General features: G+C 61.2%; 15 protein-coding genes and 6 pseudogenes. 12 read left to right on the top strand and 9 right to left on the bottom strand.

Annotated features, from left to right (window positions below):
- The first annotated feature begins 21 nt into the window (after window positions 1-21).
- A complete protein-coding gene (locus ACQVLG_RS29805; protein ID WP_474292150.1) occupies window positions 22-1,728 on the top strand; it encodes a lactate permease LctP family transporter in 1,707 nt (568 codons plus the stop codon).
- A gap of 215 nt (window positions 1,729-1,943) precedes the next feature.
- Here ACQVLG_RS29805 and ACQVLG_RS29800 read toward each other — a convergent pair whose 3' ends face one another.
- Window positions 1,944-2,177 carry a DUF3563 family protein gene (locus ACQVLG_RS29800; RefSeq protein ID WP_230542192.1) on the bottom strand — a complete coding sequence of 78 codons (234 nt, stop codon included), beginning with the start codon at window positions 2,175-2,177 and terminating at the stop codon, window positions 1,944-1,946.
- 435 nt (window positions 2,178-2,612) lie between these two features.
- Here ACQVLG_RS29800 and fucP point away from each other — a divergent pair, with 435 nt between their 5' ends.
- The gene (gene fucP, locus ACQVLG_RS29795) at window positions 2,613-3,914 is read left to right on the top strand and encodes an L-fucose:H+ symporter permease (RefSeq protein ID WP_230542191.1); all 1,302 of its coding nucleotides are present in this window, start codon (window positions 2,613-2,615) and stop codon (window positions 3,912-3,914) included.
- A 55-nt stretch (window positions 3,915-3,969) separates the two neighbouring features.
- Here the strand turns inward: fucP and ACQVLG_RS29790 are convergent.
- Window positions 3,970-4,868, bottom strand: a pseudogene (locus ACQVLG_RS29790) (LysR substrate-binding domain-containing protein).
- A 160-nt stretch (window positions 4,869-5,028) separates the two neighbouring features.
- Here ACQVLG_RS29790 and ACQVLG_RS29785 point away from each other — a divergent pair.
- Window positions 5,029-6,523, top strand: a pseudogene (locus ACQVLG_RS29785) (acetyl-CoA hydrolase/transferase family protein).
- 54 nt (window positions 6,524-6,577) lie between these two features.
- On the opposite strand, the gene ACQVLG_RS29780 reads toward ACQVLG_RS29785, so the two are convergent.
- A complete protein-coding gene (locus tag ACQVLG_RS29780; RefSeq protein ID WP_474292149.1) occupies window positions 6,578-6,949 on the bottom strand; it encodes a hypothetical protein in 372 nt (123 codons plus the stop codon).
- A 96-nt stretch (window positions 6,950-7,045) separates the two neighbouring features.
- Window positions 7,046-7,708, bottom strand: coding sequence for a TetR/AcrR family transcriptional regulator (locus tag ACQVLG_RS29775; protein WP_474292148.1), 663 nt, complete (start codon window positions 7,706-7,708; stop codon window positions 7,046-7,048).
- Between the two features lie 302 nt (window positions 7,709-8,010).
- On the opposite strand from ACQVLG_RS29775, the gene ACQVLG_RS29770 reads away from it, so the two are divergent.
- Together ACQVLG_RS29770 and ACQVLG_RS29765 are read left to right on the top strand one after the other, a co-directional pair.
- Window positions 8,011-9,132 carry a M14 family metallopeptidase gene (locus ACQVLG_RS29770; protein WP_474292147.1) on the top strand — a complete coding sequence of 374 codons (1,122 nt, stop codon included), beginning with the start codon at window positions 8,011-8,013 and terminating at the stop codon, window positions 9,130-9,132.
- Between the two features lie 12 nt (window positions 9,133-9,144).
- A complete protein-coding gene (locus ACQVLG_RS29765; RefSeq protein WP_474292146.1) occupies window positions 9,145-9,609 on the top strand; it encodes a CYTH domain-containing protein in 465 nt (154 codons plus the stop codon).
- Window positions 9,610-9,838: 229 nt separating this feature from the next.
- On the opposite strand, the pseudogene ACQVLG_RS29760 reads toward ACQVLG_RS29765, so the two are convergent.
- From ACQVLG_RS29760 to ACQVLG_RS29740, 5 genes and pseudogenes are all read right to left on the bottom strand, one after another.
- Window positions 9,839-11,096 (bottom strand): annotated as a pseudogene (locus ACQVLG_RS29760) (DUF2863 family protein).
- A gap of 213 nt (window positions 11,097-11,309) precedes the next feature.
- Window positions 11,310-14,031 (bottom strand): annotated as a pseudogene (gene acnA, locus ACQVLG_RS29755) (aconitate hydratase AcnA).
- 88 nt (window positions 14,032-14,119) lie between these two features.
- Window positions 14,120-14,674, bottom strand: a complete 555-nt coding sequence (locus ACQVLG_RS29750; protein WP_230542182.1) for a hypothetical protein — start codon at window positions 14,672-14,674, stop codon at window positions 14,120-14,122.
- A 13-nt stretch (window positions 14,675-14,687) separates the two neighbouring features.
- Complete coding sequence (locus ACQVLG_RS29745; protein WP_474292145.1) at window positions 14,688-15,686, bottom strand: HpcH/HpaI aldolase/citrate lyase family protein; 999 nt, start codon at window positions 15,684-15,686, stop codon at window positions 14,688-14,690.
- Between the two features lie 126 nt (window positions 15,687-15,812).
- Window positions 15,813-16,802: a malate dehydrogenase gene (locus ACQVLG_RS29740; protein ID WP_230542180.1), complete on the bottom strand. Its 990-nt coding sequence runs from the start codon at window positions 16,800-16,802 to the stop codon at window positions 15,813-15,815.
- Window positions 16,803-17,097: 295 nt separating this feature from the next.
- Between ACQVLG_RS29740 and ACQVLG_RS29735 the strand changes: the two genes are divergently transcribed.
- The 7 genes and pseudogenes from ACQVLG_RS29735 to gltA all read left to right on the top strand — a co-directional run bounded on the left by ACQVLG_RS29735 (window position 17,098) and on the right by gltA (window position 23,419).
- On the top strand, window positions 17,098-17,994 hold the full coding sequence (locus tag ACQVLG_RS29735; RefSeq protein ID WP_474292144.1) for a GntR family transcriptional regulator: 897 nt from the start codon (window positions 17,098-17,100) through the stop codon (window positions 17,992-17,994).
- A gap of 306 nt (window positions 17,995-18,300) precedes the next feature.
- Complete coding sequence (gene sdhC, locus ACQVLG_RS29730) at window positions 18,301-18,723, top strand: succinate dehydrogenase, cytochrome b556 subunit (protein ID WP_034752080.1); 423 nt, start codon at window positions 18,301-18,303, stop codon at window positions 18,721-18,723.
- Window positions 18,724-18,725: 2 nt separating this feature from the next.
- On the top strand, window positions 18,726-19,091 hold the full coding sequence (gene sdhD / locus ACQVLG_RS29725) for a succinate dehydrogenase, hydrophobic membrane anchor protein (protein ID WP_034752078.1): 366 nt from the start codon (window positions 18,726-18,728) through the stop codon (window positions 19,089-19,091).
- Between the two features lie 2 nt (window positions 19,092-19,093).
- Window positions 19,094-20,876 (top strand): annotated as a pseudogene (gene sdhA, locus ACQVLG_RS29720) (succinate dehydrogenase flavoprotein subunit).
- 9 nt (window positions 20,877-20,885) lie between these two features.
- A complete protein-coding gene (locus ACQVLG_RS29715; RefSeq protein WP_034752075.1) occupies window positions 20,886-21,596 on the top strand; it encodes a succinate dehydrogenase iron-sulfur subunit in 711 nt (236 codons plus the stop codon).
- 117 nt (window positions 21,597-21,713) lie between these two features.
- A complete protein-coding gene (locus ACQVLG_RS29710) occupies window positions 21,714-21,995 on the top strand; it encodes an FAD assembly factor SdhE (RefSeq protein ID WP_034752073.1) in 282 nt (93 codons plus the stop codon).
- A gap of 121 nt (window positions 21,996-22,116) precedes the next feature.
- Window positions 22,117-23,419 (top strand): annotated as a pseudogene (gene gltA / locus ACQVLG_RS29705) (citrate synthase).
- Window positions 23,420-23,438: the final 19 nt, after the last annotated feature.

Raw genomic sequence — 23,438 nt, 5'->3', positions numbered from 1 at the left:
ATCCACCGGAGGAGACCCGACATGCAAACCTGGACCCAACTTTATACACCGCTCGGCAGCTTGTGGCTGTCGTCGCTGGCGGCAGCCGTGCCCATCATTTTCTTCTTCATCGCCCTGGCGGCGCTGCGCATCAAGGGGCATGTGGCGGCCGCCGTCACCCTGGCGCTGGCGCTGGCCGTGGCGATTTTCGCCTACGGCATGCCCGTGCCGCAGGCGCTGGCGGCGGCCGGTTACGGCTTCGCGTATGGCCTGTGGCCCATCGCCTGGATCATCGTCACGGCCGTCTTCCTGTATAAAATCGTCGTGAAGACGGGGCAGATCGACATCATCCGCGCCTCCGTGCTGTCGGTGACGGACGACCAGCGCCTGCAGGTGCTGCTGATCGGCTTTGCCTTCGGCGCCTTCCTGGAAGGGGCGGCCGGCTTCGGCGCGCCCGTGGCCATCACGTCGGCGCTGCTGGTGGGCCTGGGCTTCAACCCGCTGTACGCGGCAGGCCTGTGCCTGATCGCCAATACGGCCCCCGTGGCCTTTGGCGCCATGGGCATTCCCATCATCGTGGCGGGCCAGGTGACGGGCATCGACCCCTTCCTGATCGGCGCGATGGCGGGCCGCCAGCTGCCGCTGCTGTCGCTGCTGGTGCCGTTCTGGCTGGTGTTCATGATGGATGGTTTCCGCGGCGTGCGCGAAGTGTGGCCGGCCGCGCTGGTGACGGGTTTCAGCTTTGCCGTCACCCAGTATTTCACGTCGAACCATATCGGCCCTGAACTGCCGGACATCACCTCGGCCCTCGTCAGCCTGGTGTCGCTGACCCTGTTCCTGAAAGTGTGGCAGCCGAAGAATGCGAAAGTGGCCCATGCCGTCGGCGGCGGCACGGCTGCGCTGTCCGGTTTTGGCGGCGCGGGCGGTGCTGCGGATCTGCGCGGCGGCGGCAACCGCGCCGCTTCGCCCTACACGACGGCGCAGACCATGCGCGCCTGGGCGCCGTTCGGCCTGCTGACGGCCATCGTCACCGTATGGAGCCTGCCCGGCTTCAAGGCCCTGTTTGCCGCCGGCGGCGCCTTGTCTGGCCTGGTCATCAAGATCCACGTGCCGTATCTCGATAAGCTGGTGATGAAGACGATGCCCATCGTGGCGGAGCCGAAGGCGTATGACGCGGTGTTCAAGCTCGATCTGCTGTCGGCCGTGGGCACGGCGATCTTGCTGACGGCCGTCTTGTCGATGCTGATGCTGCGCATGAAGCCACGCGATGGCGTGAAGGCCTTCGTGGAAACCGTGGTGGAATTGCGCCGTCCCGTGCTGTCGATCGGCCTGGTGCTGGCGTTTGCCTTTGTTGCCAATTACTCGGGCATGTCGTCCACCCTGGCCCTGCTGCTGGCCGGCAGCGGCGCCGCCTTCCCGTTCTTCTCGCCATTCCTGGGCTGGCTGGGTGTCTTCCTGACGGGGTCCGACACCTCGTCGAATGCCCTGTTCTGTTCACTGCAAAACACCACGGCGCACCAGATCGGCGTGTCCGACACCTTGATGGTGGCGGCCAATACGACGGGCGGCGTGACGGCGAAGATGATCTCGCCCCAGTCGATCGCCGTCGCCTGCGCGGCAACGGGCCTGGTTGGCAAGGAATCGGACTTGTTCCGCTTCACCTTGAAGCACAGCCTGTTGTTTGCCGTCATCATCGGCATCATCACCATGCTGCAGGCGTACGTGTTCACCGGCATGATTCCGCATTGAGCGGTCCGTAGAAGTACGTAGTAAAACTAGATGAATTGATAGTAAAACGTGCAGAGGGTCATGAAAATGACCTGATGCACTGCAGCATCGTGGCGCTTCCCGGCGTCATGCCGGGCGGCCGCCTGCTGCCGCTTACCCATCCTGTGCTCAAGCGCGGGGCGAGCAGGATGGGGCTGGCGATGGTCTTGCTGGCGCTGCTTACTTCTTGCTCAACATTAACGGCTCAGGCCGCTCATCCAGCTTGGCTGCGGGTTGGCACGGGCCAGTTCGCGCATGCGGTATTCCAGATCGTAACGGTCGGTCGATTCGGCCAGATAGGCTTCTTCGTAAGCGCGTTCGCGGCGGTCGCTGCTTTGGTTCAGCCAGGCGCCAAGACGTTTGGCGGCGTGCACCAGGGTGGCGACGATATTGCTGCTTTGCGTGGTGTGGTAGGTAAATGCGGTAGACATGGCAGACTCCTTGTGTGGCGTGCCGCGTTATGCTGCACTGCAACACAAGTATACCAATTCCAAGTTATAAGGCTACTTTTGATTTCAAATGTCAGCTATTCATTTTTGAGATAACTGGCGGGAAAGCTGCGCAATACGGGGCTTTAAGGCATAATGCCGGCGCAGTATCGTAGTTTTACTACAAGACTGTTTTGTCCTGGATGTTGTTTTCAAACGCAGCCCGCAGGCGTGCCGCGCCCACAAGACATCGTTCTGACGAGAAACGGTCGGCCGTGCGCCTGCCGCGCGCAAGATTGCCATGCCTGCCCCCGTATCGCTGATGGCAGTCATGGCCCACGCTGATATCTGCGTGGCGCTTGCGCGTCCTGGTGCTGCCTGGATGGAAACGTTTCCATGCCTGGCAAGATCAACTTGGAATTGAAAAATGGAGAAGGTATGGAATACGTAAAGCAAGGCCAGGGCGTCCAGTCCGCACAGGCCGGCACGCAAAACAATACAGGCGCCCTGATCATTGTCACGGTGCTGTTTTTCATGTGGGGACTGCTGACCTCGCTCAATGATGTGCTGATTCCCCATCTGCGCTCGATCTACACCTTGACCTATGTCCAGGCGATGCTGGTGCAGTTCTGCTTCTTTGGTGCCTACGCCATCGTCTCGCTGCCCGCCGGCATGCTGATCAAGAAAATCGGCTACCAGCGCGGCGTCGTTGCCGGCCTGCTGATCGCAGCCGCCGGCTGCGCCATGTTCTACCCGGCGTCCACCGGCAGCTACGCGCTGTTCCTGCTGTCCTTCTTCATCCTGGCGGCCGGCATCACCGTGCTGCAGGTGGCGGCCAACCCGTACGTGACGGAACTGGGCGACCCGCAGACGGCGTCGAGCCGTCTGACCCTGACCCAGGCCTTCAATGCGCTGGGCACCACCGTGGCACCGGCCCTGGGCGGCATGCTGATTTTGTCCGGTACCGTGCTGACGGTGCAGCAGTTCGACCTGCTGCCGGCGGCCGAGCAACTGGCCTACCGCGCCAAGGAAGCTGCTTCCGTGCAGGGCCCGTATCTGGTGCTGGCCGCCACCCTGGTGATCCTGGCCGTGCTGTTCGCGCTGGCCAAGCTGCCGAAGATTTCGCATGCGGACGATGCGGCCGCCCTGGCGCAGGACGGCCACAAGGTCTCGATCTGGTCGCACCGCCACCTGGTGCTGGGCGCGCTGGCCATCTTCCTGTACGTGGGCGGTGAAGTGAGCATCGGCAGCTTCCTGATCAACTTCCTGGGCGAGAGCCATATCGCGGGCCTCAGCCACGCCGACGCCGCCTATTTCGTCAGCTATTACTGGGGGGGCGCCATGCTGGGCCGCTTCGTCGGCTTTGCCGTGATGCGCTATGTCAGCCCGGGCAAGACGCTGGCCTTCAACGCCGCCGTCGTCATCGCGCTGATCCTTGTCGCCGTGTTCTCCAGCGGTCATACGGCCATGTGGGCATTGATCGCCGTCGGCCTGTTCAACTCCATCATGTTCCCGACCATCTTCAGCATGGCTCTGAACAAGCTGGGCGCGCAAACGGGCCAAGGTTCGGGCATCCTGTGCATGGCCATCGTCGGCGGCGCCATCGTGCCGTTCATCCAGGGCTTCCTGGCCGACCATATCAACCTGCAGCTGTCCTTCCTCGTGCCGGCCCTGTGCTACACCTTCATTCTGTACTTCGGCTGGAAATACGCCAGCATGTACAACGACGACGCCAAATAAGCCGCGCTGTCGCGATCAAGCAAAAGGGTGGCCTCGGCCACCCTTTTTTTTTGCGTCAGTGCGCGAATTGCGTGCCCAGTACGTCCTGGCACACTTCGAGCCAGGCGCGCGCCGCGTGCGACAGATAGCGCCCGCTCCAGACGTGCGCCACCTGCCACGCCACTTCCGGCTCGACGATGCGTACCGCTTCCAGTGGTTCGCCGGCCAGGCGGTGGATGAACGGCTCGGGCAGCAGCGCCACGCCCAGGCCCGCTGAGGCCATCGCCACCAGCCAGTCCCACTGGCCGCTCTGCGCCGCAATCGTCGGCGTGAAGCCCGCTTGCGCGAAATGCTGGCGCAGGCTGCGCGTGAGCGCGAAATCATCTTTCAATAACACCAGCGGCAAGTCTGCCAGCGCCTTGAAGGGCAGTGTCGTGCGGTTTTTCTGGAACGTGCCCGGCTCGGCCAGGGCCCAGATCGGGTAGCTGGCCACTTCCACGGCCACGAGGTCGAGTTCCGGGTCGGCTGGCAGCACCGTCATACCGATTTCCAGCTCGCCGGCCGCCACCTTGCGCTCGATCTGCTGGCCCGTGTCTTCCTGCAGGGTCAGGCTGATGTGCGGATGGCGCGCGCGGAAGGCTTTTAATACGGGCGTAAACAGCACGTTGATCATGGGCGGGATGCCGACCGTCAGGCTGCCGCGCTGCAAGGCCTGGGTGTCGCGCACTTCCAGGGTCAGCTGGCGCATGTTCGCCAGCATTTCCTGGCCGTGCCGTGCTGGTAGACGATGCGGCCCGTGTCCGTCAGGGTCAGCTTGCGCCCGTCGCGCACCAGCAGCTGCGCGCCCACCTCGTCTTCCAGCTGGCGCACCATCTTGCTGATGGTGGACTGGGTCAGGTGCAGAGATTCGGCCGCCTGCGTAAAGCTCGACAGGCGCACGGTTTCCACGAAATAGCGCAGGGAACGGATATCCAAGAGGGTGCTCGGCAGTGGCGCGGCATGAAAATATCGACTGGATGTGGCGAAATTAATTCATGCCATGCATATGGCCGGGATTTTATACTGAATCCACTTATGGGGTTGGTGTATGACAGCCATCCAGTTTGAGAATATTAAGAATATCAGGAGCATCACGATGTACGAGGACCGTATCCGCCACCCAGGCCTGCTCAGCAAAATCATGAGCGCCGATGAGGCAGCTAAATTGTTCCACAACGGCATGCGTGTCGGCATGAGCGGCTTTACCCGTGCCGGCGACGCCAAGGCCCTGCCGCGCGCGCACTGGCCGAGCGCGCTTTGCAAGACCCGCTGAGCCTGACCCTGATCACGGGCGCTTCGCTGGGCAACGGCAGCGACGGCCTGATGGCCGAAGCGGGCGTGCTGGCGCGCCGCATGCCGTTCCAGGTCGACCCGGTTCTGCGCGGCAAGATCAACAACGGCGAAGTCATGTTCATCGACCAGCATCTGTCGGAAACGGCCGAGCAGTTGCGTTCGGGTAACCTGGCTGCCGTCGATATCGCCGTCATCGAAGCGACGGCCATCACGGCGGCCGGCGCCATCATCCCGACCATGTCGGTGGGCAACTCCGCCGCGTTCGCCCAGCAGGCAACACAAGTCATTATCGAAATCAACCTGTCCACGCCGTTGGCGCTGGAAGGCTTGCACGACATTTATATTCCGCAAACCTTGCCGGGCCGCGAACCGATACCCCTCACGCGCGTGGACCAGCGCCTGGGCAGCACGGCCATCGCCATCGATCCGGCGCGCATTGCCGCCATCGTCATCACGGACAGCCCCGACAGTCCGTCGAACGCCTTGCCGCCCGACGCGGAAACGCAGGCGATCGCCGGCCACGTGATCGCCTTCCTCGAAGGCGAAGTGGCGGCCGGGCGCATGGGCCCGGAATTGCTGCCGCTGCAGGCGGGCATCGGCACCATCGCCAATGCCGTACTGCACGGCCTGATCGGTTCGCCCTTCCAGAACATGACGATGTATTCGGAAGTGCTGCAGGACAGCGCCATCGAGTTGCTCGATTCGGGCCAGCTGGCGTTTGCCTCGGCCTCGTCGATCACGCTGTCGGCTGGCGTGCATCAAAAGCTGATGGACAATATCGACCATTACCGCTCGAAAATCGTGCTGCGCCCGCAAGAGATCAGCAACCATCCGGAAATCGTGCGCCGCCTGGGCATCATCGCCCTGAACACGGCGCTGGAATTCGATATCTACGGCAACGTCAATTCCACGCACGTGTGCGGCACGCATATGATGAACGGCATCGGCGGCTGGGCGACTTTGCGCGCAATGGGCAAGTGTCGATGTTCGTGTCGAAATCGGCGGCCAAGGGCGGGCGCATCTCCAGCGTCGTGCCGATGGTGTCGCATGTGGATCATACGGAACACGACGTCGACGTGCTGGTGACGGAGTGGGGCTATGCGGACTTGCGCGGCCTGGCGCCGCGCGAACGGGCGCCGCTGATCATCGAGCGCTGTACGCATCCCGATTACCGTGAGCAATTGCGCGCGTATTACGACGCGGCATGCCAGCGCGGCGGACACACGCCGCACCTCCTGGAACAGGCGCTGTCGTGGCATACGCGCTACCAGGAAACGCAGAGCATGCTCGAAGCGTAGTCAGTCTGGCTAATATACAGGTGGGGTGGGGAGGCGCCGCACCTGTAATTTTCCTCAGTACAGATGCAGCGCCTTGGCGCCCAGGCCCAGCAGGGCAAACGTGGTGGTGGCCTGTATACCCATGAACCACAGGAAGTGGGTATGCATGTGCTTGCGGATGTCGCCCAGTTCCGTGCGCAAGGCGTGACAGTCGCCGCGCAGGTCGCCGCGAAATTGCGTCAGGTCGGCCCGCAGCAACTGCGATTCGTCGCGCAATTCCGCACGCACGTTGTCCAGGCCTTCGCCAAGACGCTGTTCCAGGGTCTTGAACCATAGCCGGTCATGTTCCCGGTCCGTTTCCAGTTTTGTCAGGCGCGCTTCCATGCGTACAGCATTGTTCGCGCTTTGCTGTTTGTCAAGCCGGTCCGTGGCATAGGCTTCGTTCATCTCGCACTCCTTCGCGCGAGCCGCGCTGCACCAGCGCAGGCGGCTTCACTCCACTGTCCGCCTTTTCTGTCCGGGCGGTTTGCGCTGGATCAAACGTCAGGAAACCGGTGCAAAGCGCAGCCGGATGCCTGCCGTGACGACGGCCAGCAAGTCGTCAATATGCGCGTTCATTTCCGGGTGTGGCGTCCATGGGTCGCCCGCATCCATGACGATGCGCAGGGACACGAGGCCGTGCAGCGATTGCCAGAAGATTTGCGTCATCGTGTGCAGCGCCGGCTCGTCCTGGCGTACCTGGCCCGTTTGCGCCAGTTCGCCGAACAGGTGCAGCGCGTAGGCATATGGATCCTGCTCGATATTGCCGTGTTCGACTTCCACGGCGTCGAGCTCGGCATGCGGGCGCAGCTCCATGAAGATCAGCGAGTACTCGTCCGGGTGCTGGAAGCCGTACTCGATGTAGGCGCGGCCGACCAGGGCGATGCGCTGCCACGGGTCGTCGCTGCCGGCGCAGGCCGTGCGCATGGCGCGTACCAGTTCCAGCAAGTCCTTGTCCATGGCTTGGGCGATCAGGGTGGCCTTGTCGCGGAACAGCGCGTAGACGACGGTGGTGGAAAAGCCGGCCGCCTCGGCCACCTTGCGGATGGAAACGGCGCGCGCGCCGCCCTTCTTGATGAGATCCTTGACGACGTCGATGATGTGCTCGCGCCGCGCCTGAGCCTCGCGTAACTTTCTTTCCTGGATGTTAGTTAACTTCTTGTCCACGACTCTTTCCTGGCGACTCTATGAAAGCAAGAATTATAGGGTGGCGATGCGCTGCCAATGTGTCAGGCATTGTTACAATTCAGTTTTTTGTCCGGCAGATGCAACAGCTGACCGATTTTTCGCGCTTTTGCCCGGCACTTTTCCATCGATGCCCCGGATTGGTGCATAAATCGCCGGACCAGGCTTTGCGAATGGGGCCAAAGGGCGGAAAATAGCGGGATAGCTTACACTGCGTTTTTTAGCGCGACGGCGGTGGCCCACGAGGCAACGCCGGAACACTTACATTCGGACGGGATCATTACATGACCATTAAAATCAGCCAGAACTTCGACTCGGGCGCCATCGACGTGGTGAACGCCACCAGTGCCGGCGCCATCGACCTGAACTTGCGCAAGGATAGCCACGCCGACATCCACCAGTGGTTCCACTTCCGCCTGCAGGGCGCGCGTGGCCAGGCGTGCACGATGCGCTTCCTGAACGCGGGCCAGGCCACCTATCCGGCCGGCTATGAAGACTACCAGGCCGTGGCCAGCTACGACAGCGAAAACTGGTTCCGCGTGCCGACGGCGTTCGACGGCCAGGTTATGACGATTTCGCACACGCCGGAACTCGACAGCGTGTACTACGCCTATTTCGAGCCGTATTCGTGGGAACGCCATCTGCGCCTGCTGGGCGAAGTGGCCGAGCACCCGCTGGCGCGCGTGTCCGACCTGGGCAGCACGGTCGACGGCCGCGACATGAACATGGTGACCATCGGCAACCCGCAGGCGGAAAAGAAAATCTGGGTCATCGCGCGCCAGCATCCGGGCGAATCGATGGCCGAATGGTTCGTCGAAGGCCTGATCGACTCGCTGCTGGACGATGCCAACCCGATCGCGCGCAAACTGCTGCAGCGCGCCGTGTTCCACATCGTGCCGAACATGAACCCGGACGGCTCGATTCGCGGCAACCTGCGCACGAATGCGGCAGGCGCCAACCTGAACCGCGAATGGATGACGCCATCGCTGGAGTCCAGCCCGGAAGTGCTGTGCGTGAAGAACAAGATCCACGAAACGGGCGTCGACATGTTCTTCGACATCCACGGCGATGAAGCGCTACCGTACAACTTTGTGGCCGGCAACGAAATGCTGGAAAACTTTACGCCGGCGCAAGCGGCGCACCAGAAGGCCTTCATCGAGCGCTACAAGCAGGCCAGCCCCGACTTCCAGGACAAGTTCGGCTATGCGGCCAGCAAGTACAAGTCGGACATGCTGACGCTGGCGTCGAAATACATCGGCCACCACTTCGGCTGCCTGGCCTTGACGCTGGAAATGCCGTTCAAGGAAAACGCCGACTTGCCCGATCTGGCCGTGGGCTGGAACGGCGCGCGCAGCGCGGCCCTGGGTGCGGCCATGCTGCAGCCTATCCTGCTGTCGCTCGATTGATCGGCGTTGTTCATGGGAATCGAGATCGAGCGTAAATTCCTGCTGGCCGGCGACGCCTGGCGCGGCCTGGGCCAGGCGGTACTGCTGCGCCAGGGCTATCTGTCGTCGGCGCGCGAGCGCGTGGTGCGCGTGCGCATCGAAGGCGAACAGGCGATGCTGACCATCAAGGGCGCCAACGTGGGCGCGTCGCGCGGCGAGTGGGAGTATCCGATCCCGCTGGCCGACGCCGTCGAATTGCTCGATGGCCTGTGCGAACAGCCGTTGATCGAAAAATACCGCCACCGCGTCGAACACGCGGGCATGGTGTGGGAAGTCGACGAGTTTCTCGGCGCCAACGCGGGCTTGCTCGTGGCCGAGATCGAACTGGCGTCGGAAGACCAGCCCTTCGAGAAGCCGGAATGGATAGGCGCGGAAGTGTCGGGCGATGCGCGCTACTACAACGCAAACCTGATCCGCCACCCGTTTTCACAGTGGTGATAGTGTTTTAAATGACGTTGAAATGAAAAAGGTGGAACCGGGGTTCCGCCTTTTTTATGGGCCAACGCTGTTGTCGGATTACGCCGTTCCGGCTAATCCGACTTGCGGTCTGCCTTTCAACCATTGCATCGACACCTCTTCAAACCGTAGCGAGCAAGCCCGATATCGGGTTGAGTAACGCCGACCCGAGAGCGGGCTGCGCAGTAGGTTTGAAGAGCGTGTCATCAGATCAATGGAAGTGTTCCGTGCCCTGCGGCGTATCTTCCGGCATTTCCGCATGCGCCAGCTCGCCGACCGGGTCGGCAAACAGCGGTGCGCCGCAGTCGTCGCAATACTCTCCGACAAAACGTTCCGCGTGGCGCTTGATCTGCGTCACGCCGGCAGCGTTCAGATGCTCGATAATCTCATCGACCGGTGTCTTTTGCTTGTCCAGCGCGGCGATGCCGACCTGGATCAGGCCTTCGATCGGCGTGCCATCCTCGTCTTCCTGGCCGTACAGGGGCCAGACGATGCCGTAGATGACGTCCGGCGCCTGGCGCAGGGTGAAGGCGATGCGGTACTCGTCCACCTGGCCATCGGCCGCTTCCTCGCCGAAGCCGGCGATGACGGCGCGCAATTCCGACGGCTCGATGGCCAGCGTGTGCGTCAGGTAGTGCACGGCGGCACGCACGGAGACGGGACGGATCAGCTTGTCCGCTTCGCGGCAGGCCACGTAATACGCTTCCGGCAGCAGCAATTCCAGGCCGCAGCCGGGCAGCAGACGGGCGATGGTCGGCGTCGCCTGCGTGCGCCATTGTTCCAGGGCGGCGCTGCGCTCGGCGATGAAGTCGAGCTGGCTGGCCGGCGTCTGCCAGCGGAACAGCGGGGCGCCTGCTGGCGCCACCACGGCCACCAGCAGGTAGCGCGTGTCGGCCAGGAAAGGCGCCGTTTCCGCCTCTTTGCTGGAGGGCTTGACGGCCGTGCCTTTCAGCGCGGCTTGCGCCAGCTTCTGCGTCTTGGCGTAGGTTTCGACGTGGCTGCGCGGCAACTGATCGATCGAGTACAGGGTGGGCGCCATGGCCATCCATCTTCGTGCCATCGGCCAGCAGGTGGGCGGCGAAATGCGCCGACAGCACGCCGTGCGCGTCGCCGGCCATGGGGCCGGAAGCGATGGAAAAGCGCGTCCACGCGAGGATGGGCACGGCGACCAGCAGGGCGTCGTAGCGCACGTCTTCATGCGTGATGACGGTCGATTCGCTGACGGCTTCAACGCAGTCCATCAGCACGTCGTAGGCGTTCAAGTCTTCCTTGAACAGGCTGCCCAGGGTGTTGTCGATGGTGTCCTGGTGGCCGGTTTTGAGTAATTTCTGGAGCTGCGTATCCAGGCTGTGTTCCCAGGACCGCTCTTCGAGACGGCTGGCTGCCTGTACGATCGCCTGGGCAAAGGTGACCAGGCGCTGGCTGTCGGCAGTCAGTTTATGGGATGAATCTTTGGAAGGACGACGCATAGCGGGATAAGAGTCTCGGAAAGTGAAAAAAATGGATCAGTCAAACAATGATAAACCCTTATAACCGTATTGTAGAGGATTCAGCCGCACGCAATACGTAAGCTGTCCTTAGATCATGCCAATAGTCGAAATTTCAAGGAAAAACGGATGCTGCGGACGAAAAAAAGCGCCGGTCGGAACCGGCGCTTTTATCTTACCTCACAGCTGGGCTGATTACTCGGCCAGCAGTTGACGCAGCACGAATGGCAGGATACCGCCATGCTTGTAGTAATCGACTTCGATCGGCGTATCGATGCGCAGCAGGACTTTGACTTCCTGGCTGCTGCCGTCGGCGCGGTGGATCACCAGGGTAGCCAGTTGCTGTGGCTTGATTTCGCCTTCGAGGCCTTTCAGGTCGAAGGTTTCATTGCCGGTGATGCCCAGCGTCTGCACGCTGTCGTCGCCGATGAATTGCAGCGGCAGCACGCCCATGCCCACCAGGTTCGAGCGGTGGATACGCTCGAACGAACGGGTGATCACGGCCTTCACGCCCAGCAGCTGGGTGCCCTTGGCTGCCCAGTCGCGCGACGAGCCCGTACCGTACTCTTCGCCGCCGAAGACCATGGTTGGCGTGCCTTCAGCAACATATTTCATCGCTGCGTCGTAGATCGACATTTGCTCGCCGGAAGGCTGGTGGATCGTGATGCCGCCTTCGACCGCCGAACCGTCTGCCTTGGCAGGGATCATGCGGTTCTTGATGCGCACGTTGGCGAACGTGCCGCGCATCATGATTTCATGGTTGCCGCGACGCGAGCCGTAGGAGTTGAAGTCCGCTTTCAGGACGCCGTTTTCCTTCAGCCATTTGCCTGCAGGACCGTTTTCCTGGATCGAGCCGGCTGGCGAGATGTGGTCGGTGGTGATGGAATCGCCGAACACGCCCAGTGCGCGCGCGCCTTCGATGCCGGTGGCCACTGCGGCTGGCGTCATCGAGAAGTTGTCGAAGAACGGTGGTTCCGCGATGTAGGTCGATTTCGGCCAGTTGTAGACTTGGCCGGAGACGGTGGTGACTTTTTCCCACAGCTTGCCTGGCGCGCCCTTGACGTCGGCGTAGTTGTCCTTGAACACCTTGGCGTTCATGGCGAACTTCATCATGGCCGACACTTCAGCCGAGGTCGGCCAGATGTCGCCCAGGTAGATGTCCTTGCCGCCCTTGCCCTTGCCGACTGGTTCCGTCATCAGGTCGCGCGTCATGTTGCCGGCGATGGCGTAGGCGACGACCAGCGGTGGCGAAGCGAGGAAGTTCGAGCGGATGTTCGGGTGGATACGTGCTTCGAAGTTGCGGTTGCCCGACAGTACGGCCGACGCGACGATGTCGTGCGTGGCAATGGCTGCGTTCAGCTCAGGCGTCAGGTCGCCCGCATTGCCGATACAGGTGGTGCAGCCGTAGGCGGTCACGCCGAAGCCCAGTTTTTCCAGGTACGGCAGCAGGCCGGCAGCGGTCAGGTACTCGGTCACGACGCGCGAGCCAGGGGCCAGCGAGGTCTTGATGTGCGGCGCAACTTTCAGGCCGGCTTCCACGGCTTTCTTGGCCAGCAGGCCGGGCAGCCAGCATCACGCTCGGGTTCGAGGTGTTGGTGCACGAGGTGATCGCAGCGATCAGCACGTCGCCGTTCGACACTTTGACGTTGTTGGTGGTTTCGTACACGGCGTTCAGGTCGGCCGGGTTCTTGTTGAAGCCGTTTTCGGTCGTCGGCTTGGCGAACAGCTCGGCGAAGTTGGCCTTGACGTTGCCGATTTCGATACGGTCTTGCGGGCGTTTCGGGCCGGCCAGCGACGGAGCAACCGATGCCAGGTCCAGTTCCACCACGCGGGTGTAGTCGATGTCGCCGGCTTTTGGCACGCCGAACAGGTTTTGCGCCTTGAAGTAGCCTTCGAATGCGGCGATTTCAGCCTTGCTGCGGCCGGTGCCCTTGAAGTAATCGATGGTCGCTTCGTCGACAGGGAAGAAGCCCATGGTCGCGCCGTATTCCGGTGCCATGTTGGCGATTGTCGCGCGGTCCGTCAGGGTCAAGGACTCAGTGCCTTCGCCGAAGAATTCGACGAACTTGCCGACGACTTTTTCTTTGCGCAGCAATTCGGTGATGGTCAGGACCAGGTCGGTGGCGGTGCAGCCTTCGCGCAGCGCGCCCGACAGGTTCACGCCGATGACGTCTGGCGTCAGGAAGTAGACCGGTTGACCCAGCATGCCGGCTTCCGCCTCGATGCCGCCCACGCCCCAGCCGACCACGCCGATGCCGTTGATCATGGTGGTGTGCGAGTCGGTGCCGACCAGGGTGTCGGGGTAGTACACGTCGCCGGCTTTCTTGCCAGCGTGGTGCACGCCGCGCGCCAGGTATTCCAGGTTGACCTGGTGGACGATGCCGAAGCCTGGTGGCACGACGCCGAAGGTGTCGAATGCCTGCATGCCCCATTTCATGAACTGGTAGCGCTCGTTGTTACGCGAGAATTCCAGTTTCATGTTCAGGTCCAGCGCTTTCTTTTCGCGGTAGTGATCGATGGTGACCGAGTGGTCGACCACCAGGTCGACCGGTACCAGCGGTTCGATCTTCTTGGCGTTGATGCCCATCTTGGCGGCCACGTTGCGCATGGCGGCCAGGTCGGCCAGCAAAGGTACGCCGGTGAAATCTTGCAGCACGACGCGCGCCACTACGAACGGGATCTCGTCGGTGCGCTCGGCGGTCGGGCCCCAGCTCGCCAATTGCTTGACGTGTTCTTCGGTGACTTTCTTGCCGTCGCAGTTGCGCAATACCGATTCGAGCACGATACGAATCGACACTGGCAGGCGGGAGACATTGATGCCCAGGCTTTTTTCCAGCGCAGGCAGGGAGTACAGCTTGCCCTTCTTGCTATCCGAAATATTAAAGTCCTTGAGCGTGTTCAGAGTGTTGCGGGACATGACCTCTCCTTGTTGGGTATCGTCTATTTATTGATTATTCAAATTACAAAACATGACTGAGCCCCCGAAGAGGCCCTTGCTGCTCACATCAGCCGCCGGTCGCCGGCAGCACGCCCAGCGATGGCGCGGCTTCCACCACTGCCGCCGGCTTGGCTTGCTCCGCATCCTTGCATTCATTGGCCAACTGGCGGCCCTGCTTGGAATCGAGCAGCATGCCCTTGGCCGGGATGCCGATCCAGACGAGACCATACAAACGGTTCTCGAAGCGGTTGGCGCCGGTGGTGGTGCCAACGCGGCTCAGGCGGTGCAGGCGCTTCTTCCAGCGCAGGGCGATGTGTTTGTCATCGGTCGCATTGGTGTAGATGGTAATTTTATTACCAAGTTCACAATTGAAATCGGTGGAAGCCGAGCCAGCGGTGTCCGGTTCGTCGGATTCTTCCTTGTCGACCACAGACATGGCCAGCGGATGCGCTTCCTTGGCGGCGGCCTTGGTGGCCTTGGCCTTCGGCTTGGCCTTGGCTTTGACCGCCTTGGCGTTTGCCGCTTCCTTGGTGTCCGTGGCGGCGAAGCTGGCTGGCGCCAGCGTGAGGGTCATGGCGCCCAGCGCGACGCTGCAGGCAATGGCTAATTTGGAGAGGGACATCGTGTAATTCCTGTCAGTTTTCAGTGGTGCTGGAAGAGGGGGCGTTAAGCAATGCAGCGGCCGCCTCGGGCAGGCCGAGGCCTGCCAGTTTGGCGCGTTGCAAAACGGTCCAATAATATCGGTAGCTGGCGCGGTCGTGCAAGCGGCCATTTTGCGCAATCGGTCCCCAGTTGGCGCGCAGCGCTTCATTGAGGATGTTGCTGGCCTCGTTGACTTCGGACAGGCGCGGCGTGAAGGCCTTGATGATGGGCTTGATCTGGTCCGGGTGGATGCTCCACATGCGCGTATAGCCGAACTCGGCCGTAGCGCGCTGGGCGTCATTCGCCACCACGGCCGAATCGCGCACGTCGGTCGTCACGTTATGCGACGGCACCTTGCCGTGCGCATGGCAGGCGGCGGCCACTTCCAGCTTGGCGCGCACCACCAGCGGGTGCGTAAACTGGCCTGGCGTGCGCATGGCGGCGGCGGGAATGGCGCCGTAGTGGGCCGAGACGAAATCCATGATGCCGAACGACAAGCATTCGACCTGGGGCAGGGCGGCGATCGCATAGGCGTCGCGCAGCGCGCCATGCGTCTCGATCAGGATGTGCACGGGCAGGTTGTCGCGGCCGGCGCGGCGCGCGTGCAGGTTGATCAGGTCGATGGCCAGCATGGCATCCTGCACGCCGCCCACCTTGGGTACGGCGATGTAGGCCAGGCGCGATGCGGCGCCGCAGATGATTTCCACGTCGCGCGCGAAAAACGGGCTGTCGACGTCGTGCACGCGCACGCCGATGCGGTTGAACTGGTTGTCGTCGCTGGCCAGCAGGCCGGCGATCATGTGGGCGTGGGACTCTTCATTGCCGGCGCTGGCGCCGTCTTCGCAGTCGAACGTGATGTCGAACAGGGGCCCAAGCTCTTGTTGCAAAGCAATCGATTTACGCATCAGCTTTTCGGAGCCGGCGTAGTGGTCGCAAGCGGCGAGCAACAGCGGCTGGCGTTTGCCTTGGAATAAAACCTCGGAAGGGTGCATGCTTAAGGCATTTCTGCAGGTAAAAACTACTTGATAAACAGTCGGGCCGCGCAAGACGCGCCGCGAATTTCGCGGCGCGGCCTGCGTGGCGGGCGGCACGTTTGCGCCACGCCGCCAGAACTGGACTTAGGCCAGCAGGTGTTTCACGCCTTCGCGCTCTTCGGTCAGTTCTTTCAGGGTCAGGTTGATGCGCTCTTGCGAGAATGCATCGATTTCCAGACCTTGAACGATGGTGTACTCACCGTTGTCGGTGGTGACCGGGAAGCCGAACACGGTGCCTTCAGGGATGCCGTACGAACCATCCGAAGGCACGCCCATGGTGGTCCACTTGCCGTTGGTGCCCAGCATCCAGTCATGGATGTGGTCGATGGCGGCGTTCGCTGCCGACGCTGCCGACGACAGGCCGCGCGCTTCGATGATGGCCGCGCCGCGCTTGCCGACGGTCGGCAGGAAGGTGTTGGCGTTCCATTCCTGGTCGTTGATCAGGTCCTTGACAGCCTTGCCGTTGACGGTGGCGAAGCGGTAGTCGGCGTACATGGTTGGCGAGTGGTTGCCCCAGACGGTCAGCTTTTCGATGTCTTTCACGGCGGTGCCGGTCTTGGCAGCGACTTGCGACAGCGCGCGGTTGTGGTCCAGGCGCAGCATGGCGGTGAAGTTTTTCGCCGGCAGCGATGGTGCCGATTTCATGGCGATGTAGGCGTTGGTATTGGCAGGGTTGCCGACCACCAGCACTTTGACATTGCGCGAAGCGACGGCGTCGAGCGCCTTGCCTTGCACCGTGAAGATCTGCGCGTTCGCTTCCAGCAGGTCCTTGCGTTCCATGCCTGGGCCGCGTGGACGCGCGCCAACCAGTACGGCCACGTCGACATCCTTGAATGCCGTCAGCGGATCGGAGTGGGCGGTCATTTCCGTCAGCAGCGGGAATGCGCAATCGTCGATTTCCATCATCACGCCCTTGAGCGCCTTCTGGGCTTTTTCGTCCGGGATTTCAAGCAGTTGCAAGATGACAGGCTGGTCTTTGCCGAGCATGTCGCCATTGGCGATGCGGAACAACAGGGCGTAGCCGATCTGGCCGGCGGCGCCGGTCACTGCAACACGCATTGGGGTTTTAGCCATGATGAATCTCCAAAAATGGGAAAGAAAACGGGCTTGAAGCTGGGCTTACGCTTATCCGGAAAAACTATAATGATACCAAAACCGGCCCGCGCCACCGAATTGCTGGTGTACGCCGCCGTCACGCTTGTGCTGCACGAGGCCAGAGTGGCTGGCCGACAACATAAAACGCTGGCTCACAAGTTTTATCGAAGGCAGTTTAGGCCTCTGATCTGTATCTGTCAATCATATCTTATGTCTTATATAAGACAGATAACTACGAGTGTTTTACTGGACGCGGGCAGTGATTTGTGTTGAAATGTCGGACTATGAATTCCGCCTCGTCCAATCTGACCAACAATGCCACTGCTGCAAGCGGGGCGGTCAGTCCGACCGCGCGGGCACCCCGGCCACGCCCGTCGCCGCCGCGGCCAGTACCCCAGTCACCGTGACGGCCAGCAGCAATACCACTGCGCCCGCCGTGCCTGCAGTCACTGCATCGCCCACCTTCAGTCCCCTGTACCAGCAGATCAAGGCGCTCATTACGCAGAGCCTGCAATCGGGCGAATGGAAGCCGGGCGAGCTCATTCCCAGCGAAGTCGAGCTGGCAGGGCGCTTCAAGGTCAGCCAGGGCACGGTGCGCAAGGCCATCGATGAACTGGCAGCCGAGAACCTCGTCATGCGCCGCCAGGGCAAGGGCACCTTCGTTTCCACCCACCATGAGGCGCGCGCGCATTTCCGCTTCCTGCGCCTGGTGCCGGACGAAGGCGTGCCGCATTATCCCGAAAGCAAGTTTATCGAAGTCAAGCGCGTGCGCGCGCCGGCCGACGTGGCGCGCCTCATGGATCTGAAGTCCGGTGACGCCGTGATCTTCATCAAGCGCGTGCAGTATTTCGACGGCGTGCCGACCATCGTCGAAGAGCTGTGGCTGCCCGGCCTGATCTTCAAGGGGCTGACGGCCGAGCGCCTGGTGGAATACAAGGGCCCCATGTACGGCCTGTTCGAAACGGAATTTGGCACGCGCATGATCCGTGCGTCCGAGCAGATCCGCGCCGTGTGCGCCGACGCGGGCGCCGCGCAATTGTTAAATATCGACCTCGGCACGCCTTTGCTCAGTTCCGAGCGCGTGTCGTTTACCTACGGCGACAAGCCGGTCGAACTGCGCCGGGGCCTGTACCTGACCAGTCGCCACCATTATCAGAATGAACTCAGCTGAAGCAGCGGGATGCCTGCGGGCATCCGGAGAAGCGGCAAGGCTGAAGTGCATCGCTTGCAAGATGCCTGTCGCAAGGCGGGCAACGGAGACAACGGAAAGCGCAGCTAAAGCATGGCCGGCCCCGGCGGGCCGTGCTTTGCCGGCGATTCTGTAATTAAATTACGTGAACTACGGAAAGTAGCGCGGTATTTTGTAGTAAAAAACCATTTTGGTTATATGTAACAATAGATATTGGTATGGGTTGCGAAAATCGGCGAAAATCGCGGCTTCAATATTTAGTTGAAATTCAAAGGGGAGGTTTTTGTTATGTCTGAAGCCGTAAGAGAAGTACCAAAAAAAGAACGGCCGCAATTCCGTAACATTCATGTTACCGAATTGTCGAACTACCGCATGGCTGTCGGCGCCATCGTCTCGATCCTGCATCGCATCAGCGGTTTCATCATTTTCGCCTTGCTGCCGTGCATCCTGTACATGCTGGAACTGAGCCTGCGTTCCGAAATGTCCTACGCCTACTTCCAGGGCATCGCCTCGCACTGGTTCGTCAAGCTGATCACCCTGGGCCTGGTCTGGGCTTTCCTGCACCACTTCTGCGCCGGTATCCGTCACCTGTTCATGGATGTGCACGTTGCCATCGAGAAAGATTCGGCACGCAAGACCGCGTCGTCCGTGCTGGTCGTGAGCCTGGTGTTGACGGCTCTGGTCGCTTTGAAACTGTTTGGAGTATTTTAAACATGGCAGACAATAATATCGGACCGAAACGCCTCGTCGTCGGTGCCCATTACGGCTTGCGCGACTGGCTGGCGCAACGCGTCACCGCCATCGTCATGGTGGCATATGTTGCCATCCTGCTTATTTCTTTCTTGACTGGCAGCAACTTCAGCTATGAAGGCTGGGCTGGTCTGTTCGCACAGCAGTGGTTTAAATTGTTCAGTCTGGTGACCTTCGTCGCCCTGTTCTACCACGCATGGGTCGGCGTACGCGACATCTGGATGGACTACGTGAAAAGCGCTGGCCTCCGTCTGACCCTGCAAATTGCCACCATGCTGTGGTTGATCGCTTGTGCCGGCTGGACGGTACAGATACTCTGGAGTGTGTAATCGTGGCAGCATATAAATCTGCAATCCCTACCCGCCGCTTTGACGCGGTCATCGTTGGCGCCGGCGGTTCCGGCATGCGCGCGTCGTTGCAGCTGGCTGAAGCCGGCCTGAACGTCGCTGTTTTGTCGAAAGTTTTCCCGACCCGCTCGCACACCGTGGCGGCGCAGGGCGGTATCGGCGCGTCGCTCGGCAACATGGCCGAAGACAACTGGTTCTGGCACATGTTCGACACCGTCAAGGGCGGCGACTATCTGGGCGACCAGGATGCCATCGAATTCATGTGCCGCGAAGCACCGAAAGTCGTGTACGAGCTGGAGCACTTCGGCATGCCGTTCGACCGCAATCCTGACGGCACCATCTATCAGCGTCCATTCGGCGGCCACACGGCCCACTTCGGCGAAAAGCCGGTGCAGCGCGCCTGCGCGGCAGCCGACCGTACCGGTCACGCCCTGTTGCACACCTTGTACCAGCGCAACGTGCGCGCCCGTACGCACTTCTTCGTCGAATGGATGGCACTCGACCTGATCCGTGACGCCGAAGGCGACGTGATCGGTGTCGTCGCACTGGAAATGGAAACCGGCGAATGCATGATCCTGGAAGCAAAAACGACGGTCATGGCAACGGGCGGCGCAGGCCGCATCTTCGCCGCGTCGACGAATGCGTTCATTAATACCGGCGACGGCATGGGCATGGCGGCACGCGCCGGCCTGCCGCTGCAGGACATGGAATTCTGGCAATTCCACCCGACCGGCGTGGCCGGCGCGGGCGTATTGATCACCGAAGGCGTGCGCGGCGAAGGCGGCATCCTGATCAATAGCGAAGGCGAACGCTTCATGGAGCGCTATGCGCCGACCCTGAAGGATCTGGCGCCGCGCGACTTCGTCTCGCGTTCGATGGACCAGGAAATCAAGGAAGGCCGCGGCTGCGGTCCGAACAAGGACCACGTGATGCTGGATCTGCGCCATATCGGCGCCGACACCATCGCCAAGCGCCTGCCGTCGATTCTGGAAATCGGCCACAAGTTCGCCAACGTCGACGCCACCAAGGAACCGATTCCTGTCGTGCCGACGATTCACTACCAGATGGGCGGGCATTCCGACGAACATCCACGGCCAGGTTGTCACCCCGACCGGTCCGGACAATTCGGCGAAGGTCGTCAACGGCCTGTACGCGATCGGCGAATGCGCCTGCGTTTCCGTGCACGGCGCCAACCGCCTGGGTACGAACTCGCTGCTCGACCTGGTGGTCTTCGGCCGTGCGGCCGGTAACCACATCGTCAACAGCGGCCTGAAAGCCAAGGAAAACAAGCCTTTGCCAGCCGATGCTGCCGATTTCGCCATGGGCCGTCTGCAGCGCCTGGAAAGCTCGACCGGCACGGAAACCGTGCAGGGCGTGGCCAACGACATCCGCGCAACGATGCAGAAGTACTGCGGCGTGTTCCGTACCGACGAGATGCTGAACAAGGGCGTCGAAGAAATCATGAAGCTCGACGAGCGCCGCAAGCACGTTTCCTTCAAGGATAAATCGATGGTCTTCAACACGGCCCGCGTGGAAGCGCTGGAGCTGGACAACCTGATCGAAACGGCGAAAGCGACCATCGTTTCGGCGGCAGCGCGCAAGGAATCGCGCGGCGCCCACGCCCAGGACGACCATCCGCAACGTGACGACGACAACTGGATGAAGCACACTCTGTGGTATTCGGAAGGCAACCGACTGGAATACAAGCCAGTCGTGACCAAGCCGCTGACGGTTGATACCTTCAAACCGAAACCACGTACTTTCTAAGGCTATACCATGGCACGCACTCTTAAATTCAAAATCTACCGCTACGATCCTGACCAGGATGCCAAGCCGTACATGCAAGACCTGACGGTCGAACTGAAAGACACCGACAAGATGCTGCTCGATGCATTGCAGCGCATCAAGGCGGACGTCGATGACTCGCTGGCCCTGCGCCGCTCGTGCCGCGAAGGCGTGTGCGGTTCGGACGCGATGAACATCAACGGCAAGAACGGCCTGGCATGCACCACCAATCTGAACGAACTGTCGGAGCCTATCGTGCTGCGTCCGTTGCCAGGCTTGCCGGTCATCCGCGACCTGATCGTCGACATGACGCAATTTTTCAAGCAGTACGATTCGATCAAGCCTTTCCTGATCAACGATTCGATCCCGCCTGAAAAAGAACGCCTGCAGTCGCCGGAACAGCGCGAAGAACTCGATGGCCTGTACGAGTGCATCCTGTGCGCATGCTGCTCCACGTCGTGCCCGTCGTTCTGGTGGAATCCGGACAAGTTCGTCGGCCCGGCCGGCCTGCTGCAAGCCTACCGCTTCATCGCCGATTCGCGCGACGAAGCCACGGGCGCGCGTCTGGACAACCTGGAAGACCCGTACCGCCTGTTCCGCTGCCATTCGATCATGAACTGCGTCGATGTCTGCCCGAAAGGGTTGAACCCGAACAAGGCGATCGGCAAGATCAAGGAATTGATGGTCCGCCGCGCGATCTGATCCTCGTGATCGCGTCCGCCGGGCGCCGTTTGTGGGAAGAGGGTATCCTCTCTTGCCTGCAGGCGGCGCCTGCAAAGCAGCACCGTGCCGCAAGGCACACGTAAAGTGGTAAACCAAATGACAGAATCAATTTTGTCCTCGCATCAGGCCGACCCGGCCAACCGCGCCCGCCTGCGCTGGCGTTCACGCCGTGGCCTGCTGGAAAACGACATTATCCTGACCCGTTTTCTCGATGCGTATGAAACCGAATTGACCGATGAAGAAGTTGACGCGCTGACGCGTTTGCTGGATTTGTCGGACAATGCGTTAATGGATCTGGTACTGGCCCGTAAAGAGCCGGAAGGCGAAGTCGATCTGCCGCATGTGCGCGCACTGCTGCAACGACTGCGCATTGCCTAGACGCCTGGGCGATATATTGCAAACGGTGCGAGTGGCGCGCTGTAGCACTGCCGAATGCGGTGCGAATTGCAGCCAGAATTTTTGATTTTAATTTCGACTCACTCCCGAGAAGGAAGAGCCCATGAATATCTCTGACACAAAAGCTACCCTGTCGTTCTCCGATGGCAGCCCATCGCTTGAATTTCCAATCTACAAAGGCACGGTTGGCCCGGACGTCATCGACATCCGCAAACTGTACGCCGGTAGCGGCAAGTTCACCTACGACCCAGGCTTTATGTCGACGGCCGCCTGCAACTCGTCGATCACCTACATCGACGGCGACAAGGGCGAGCTGCTGTACCGTGGTTACCCGATCGAACAGTTGGCCGTCAACGCCGACTTCATGGAATCGTGCTACCTGCTGCTGAACGGCGAACTGCCGAACGCGGCGCAGAAAGCCAAGTTCGTCGACACCGTCACCAAGCACACGATGGTGCACGAACAGATGCAATTCTTCTTCCGTGGCTTCCGCCGCGACGCGCATCCGATGTCGGTCCTGGTGGGCACCGTCGGCGCGCTGGCATCGTTCTACCATGACTCGCTGGACATCAACGACCCGCGTCACCGCGAAGTGTCGGCCATCCGCCTGATCGCGAAGATGCCAACCCTGGTCGCCATGACCTACAAGTACTCGGTCGGCCAGCCGTTCGTGTACCCGCGCAACGACCTGTCGTACAGCGCCAACTTCATGCACATGATGTTCGCCAACCCGTGCGAAGAGTACAAGGTCAACGACGTGCTGGTGCGCGCCCTGGACCGCATCCTGATCCTGCACGCGGACCACGAGCAGAACGCATCGACTTCGACCGTCCGTCTGGCCGGTTCGTCGGGCGCCAACCCGTTCGCCTGTATCGCTGCCGGTATCGCCTGCCTGTGGGGTCCTGCCCACGGCGGCGCCAACGAAGCGGCACTCAACATGCTGAAGGAAATCGGCACCGTCGAGAACATCCCTGCCTTCATCGCGCAAGTCAAGGACAAGAACTCGGGCGTCAAGCTGATGGGCTTTGGCCACCGCGTGTACAAGAACTTCGACCCACGCGCCCAAGCTGATGCGTGAAACCTGCTACGAAGTGCTGCAAGAACTGGGTCTGCAAGACGATCCGCTGTTCAAGCTGGCGATGGAACTGGAAAAGATTGCACTGAACGACGAGTACTTCGTGTCGCGCAAACTGTACCCGAACGTCGACTTCTATTCGGGCATCGTGCAATCGGCGCTGGGCATCCCTGTGTCGCTGTTCACCGGTATCTTCGCTATGGCCCGTACGATCGGCTGGATCGCCCAGTGGAACGAAATGATCGCCGACCCAGAGCAAAAAATCGGCCGTCCGCGCCAGCTGTTCGTCGGTTCGACCACGCGTGAAGTACTGCCACTGGACAAGCGTTAATCCAGAGCGGTATTGAGCA

The organism is Janthinobacterium sp. TPC_1 (genome assembly GCF_056037845.1).
The sequence above is the reverse complement of the archived record's forward strand: the minus strand, read 5'-3'. Positions and strand labels throughout refer to the sequence as shown.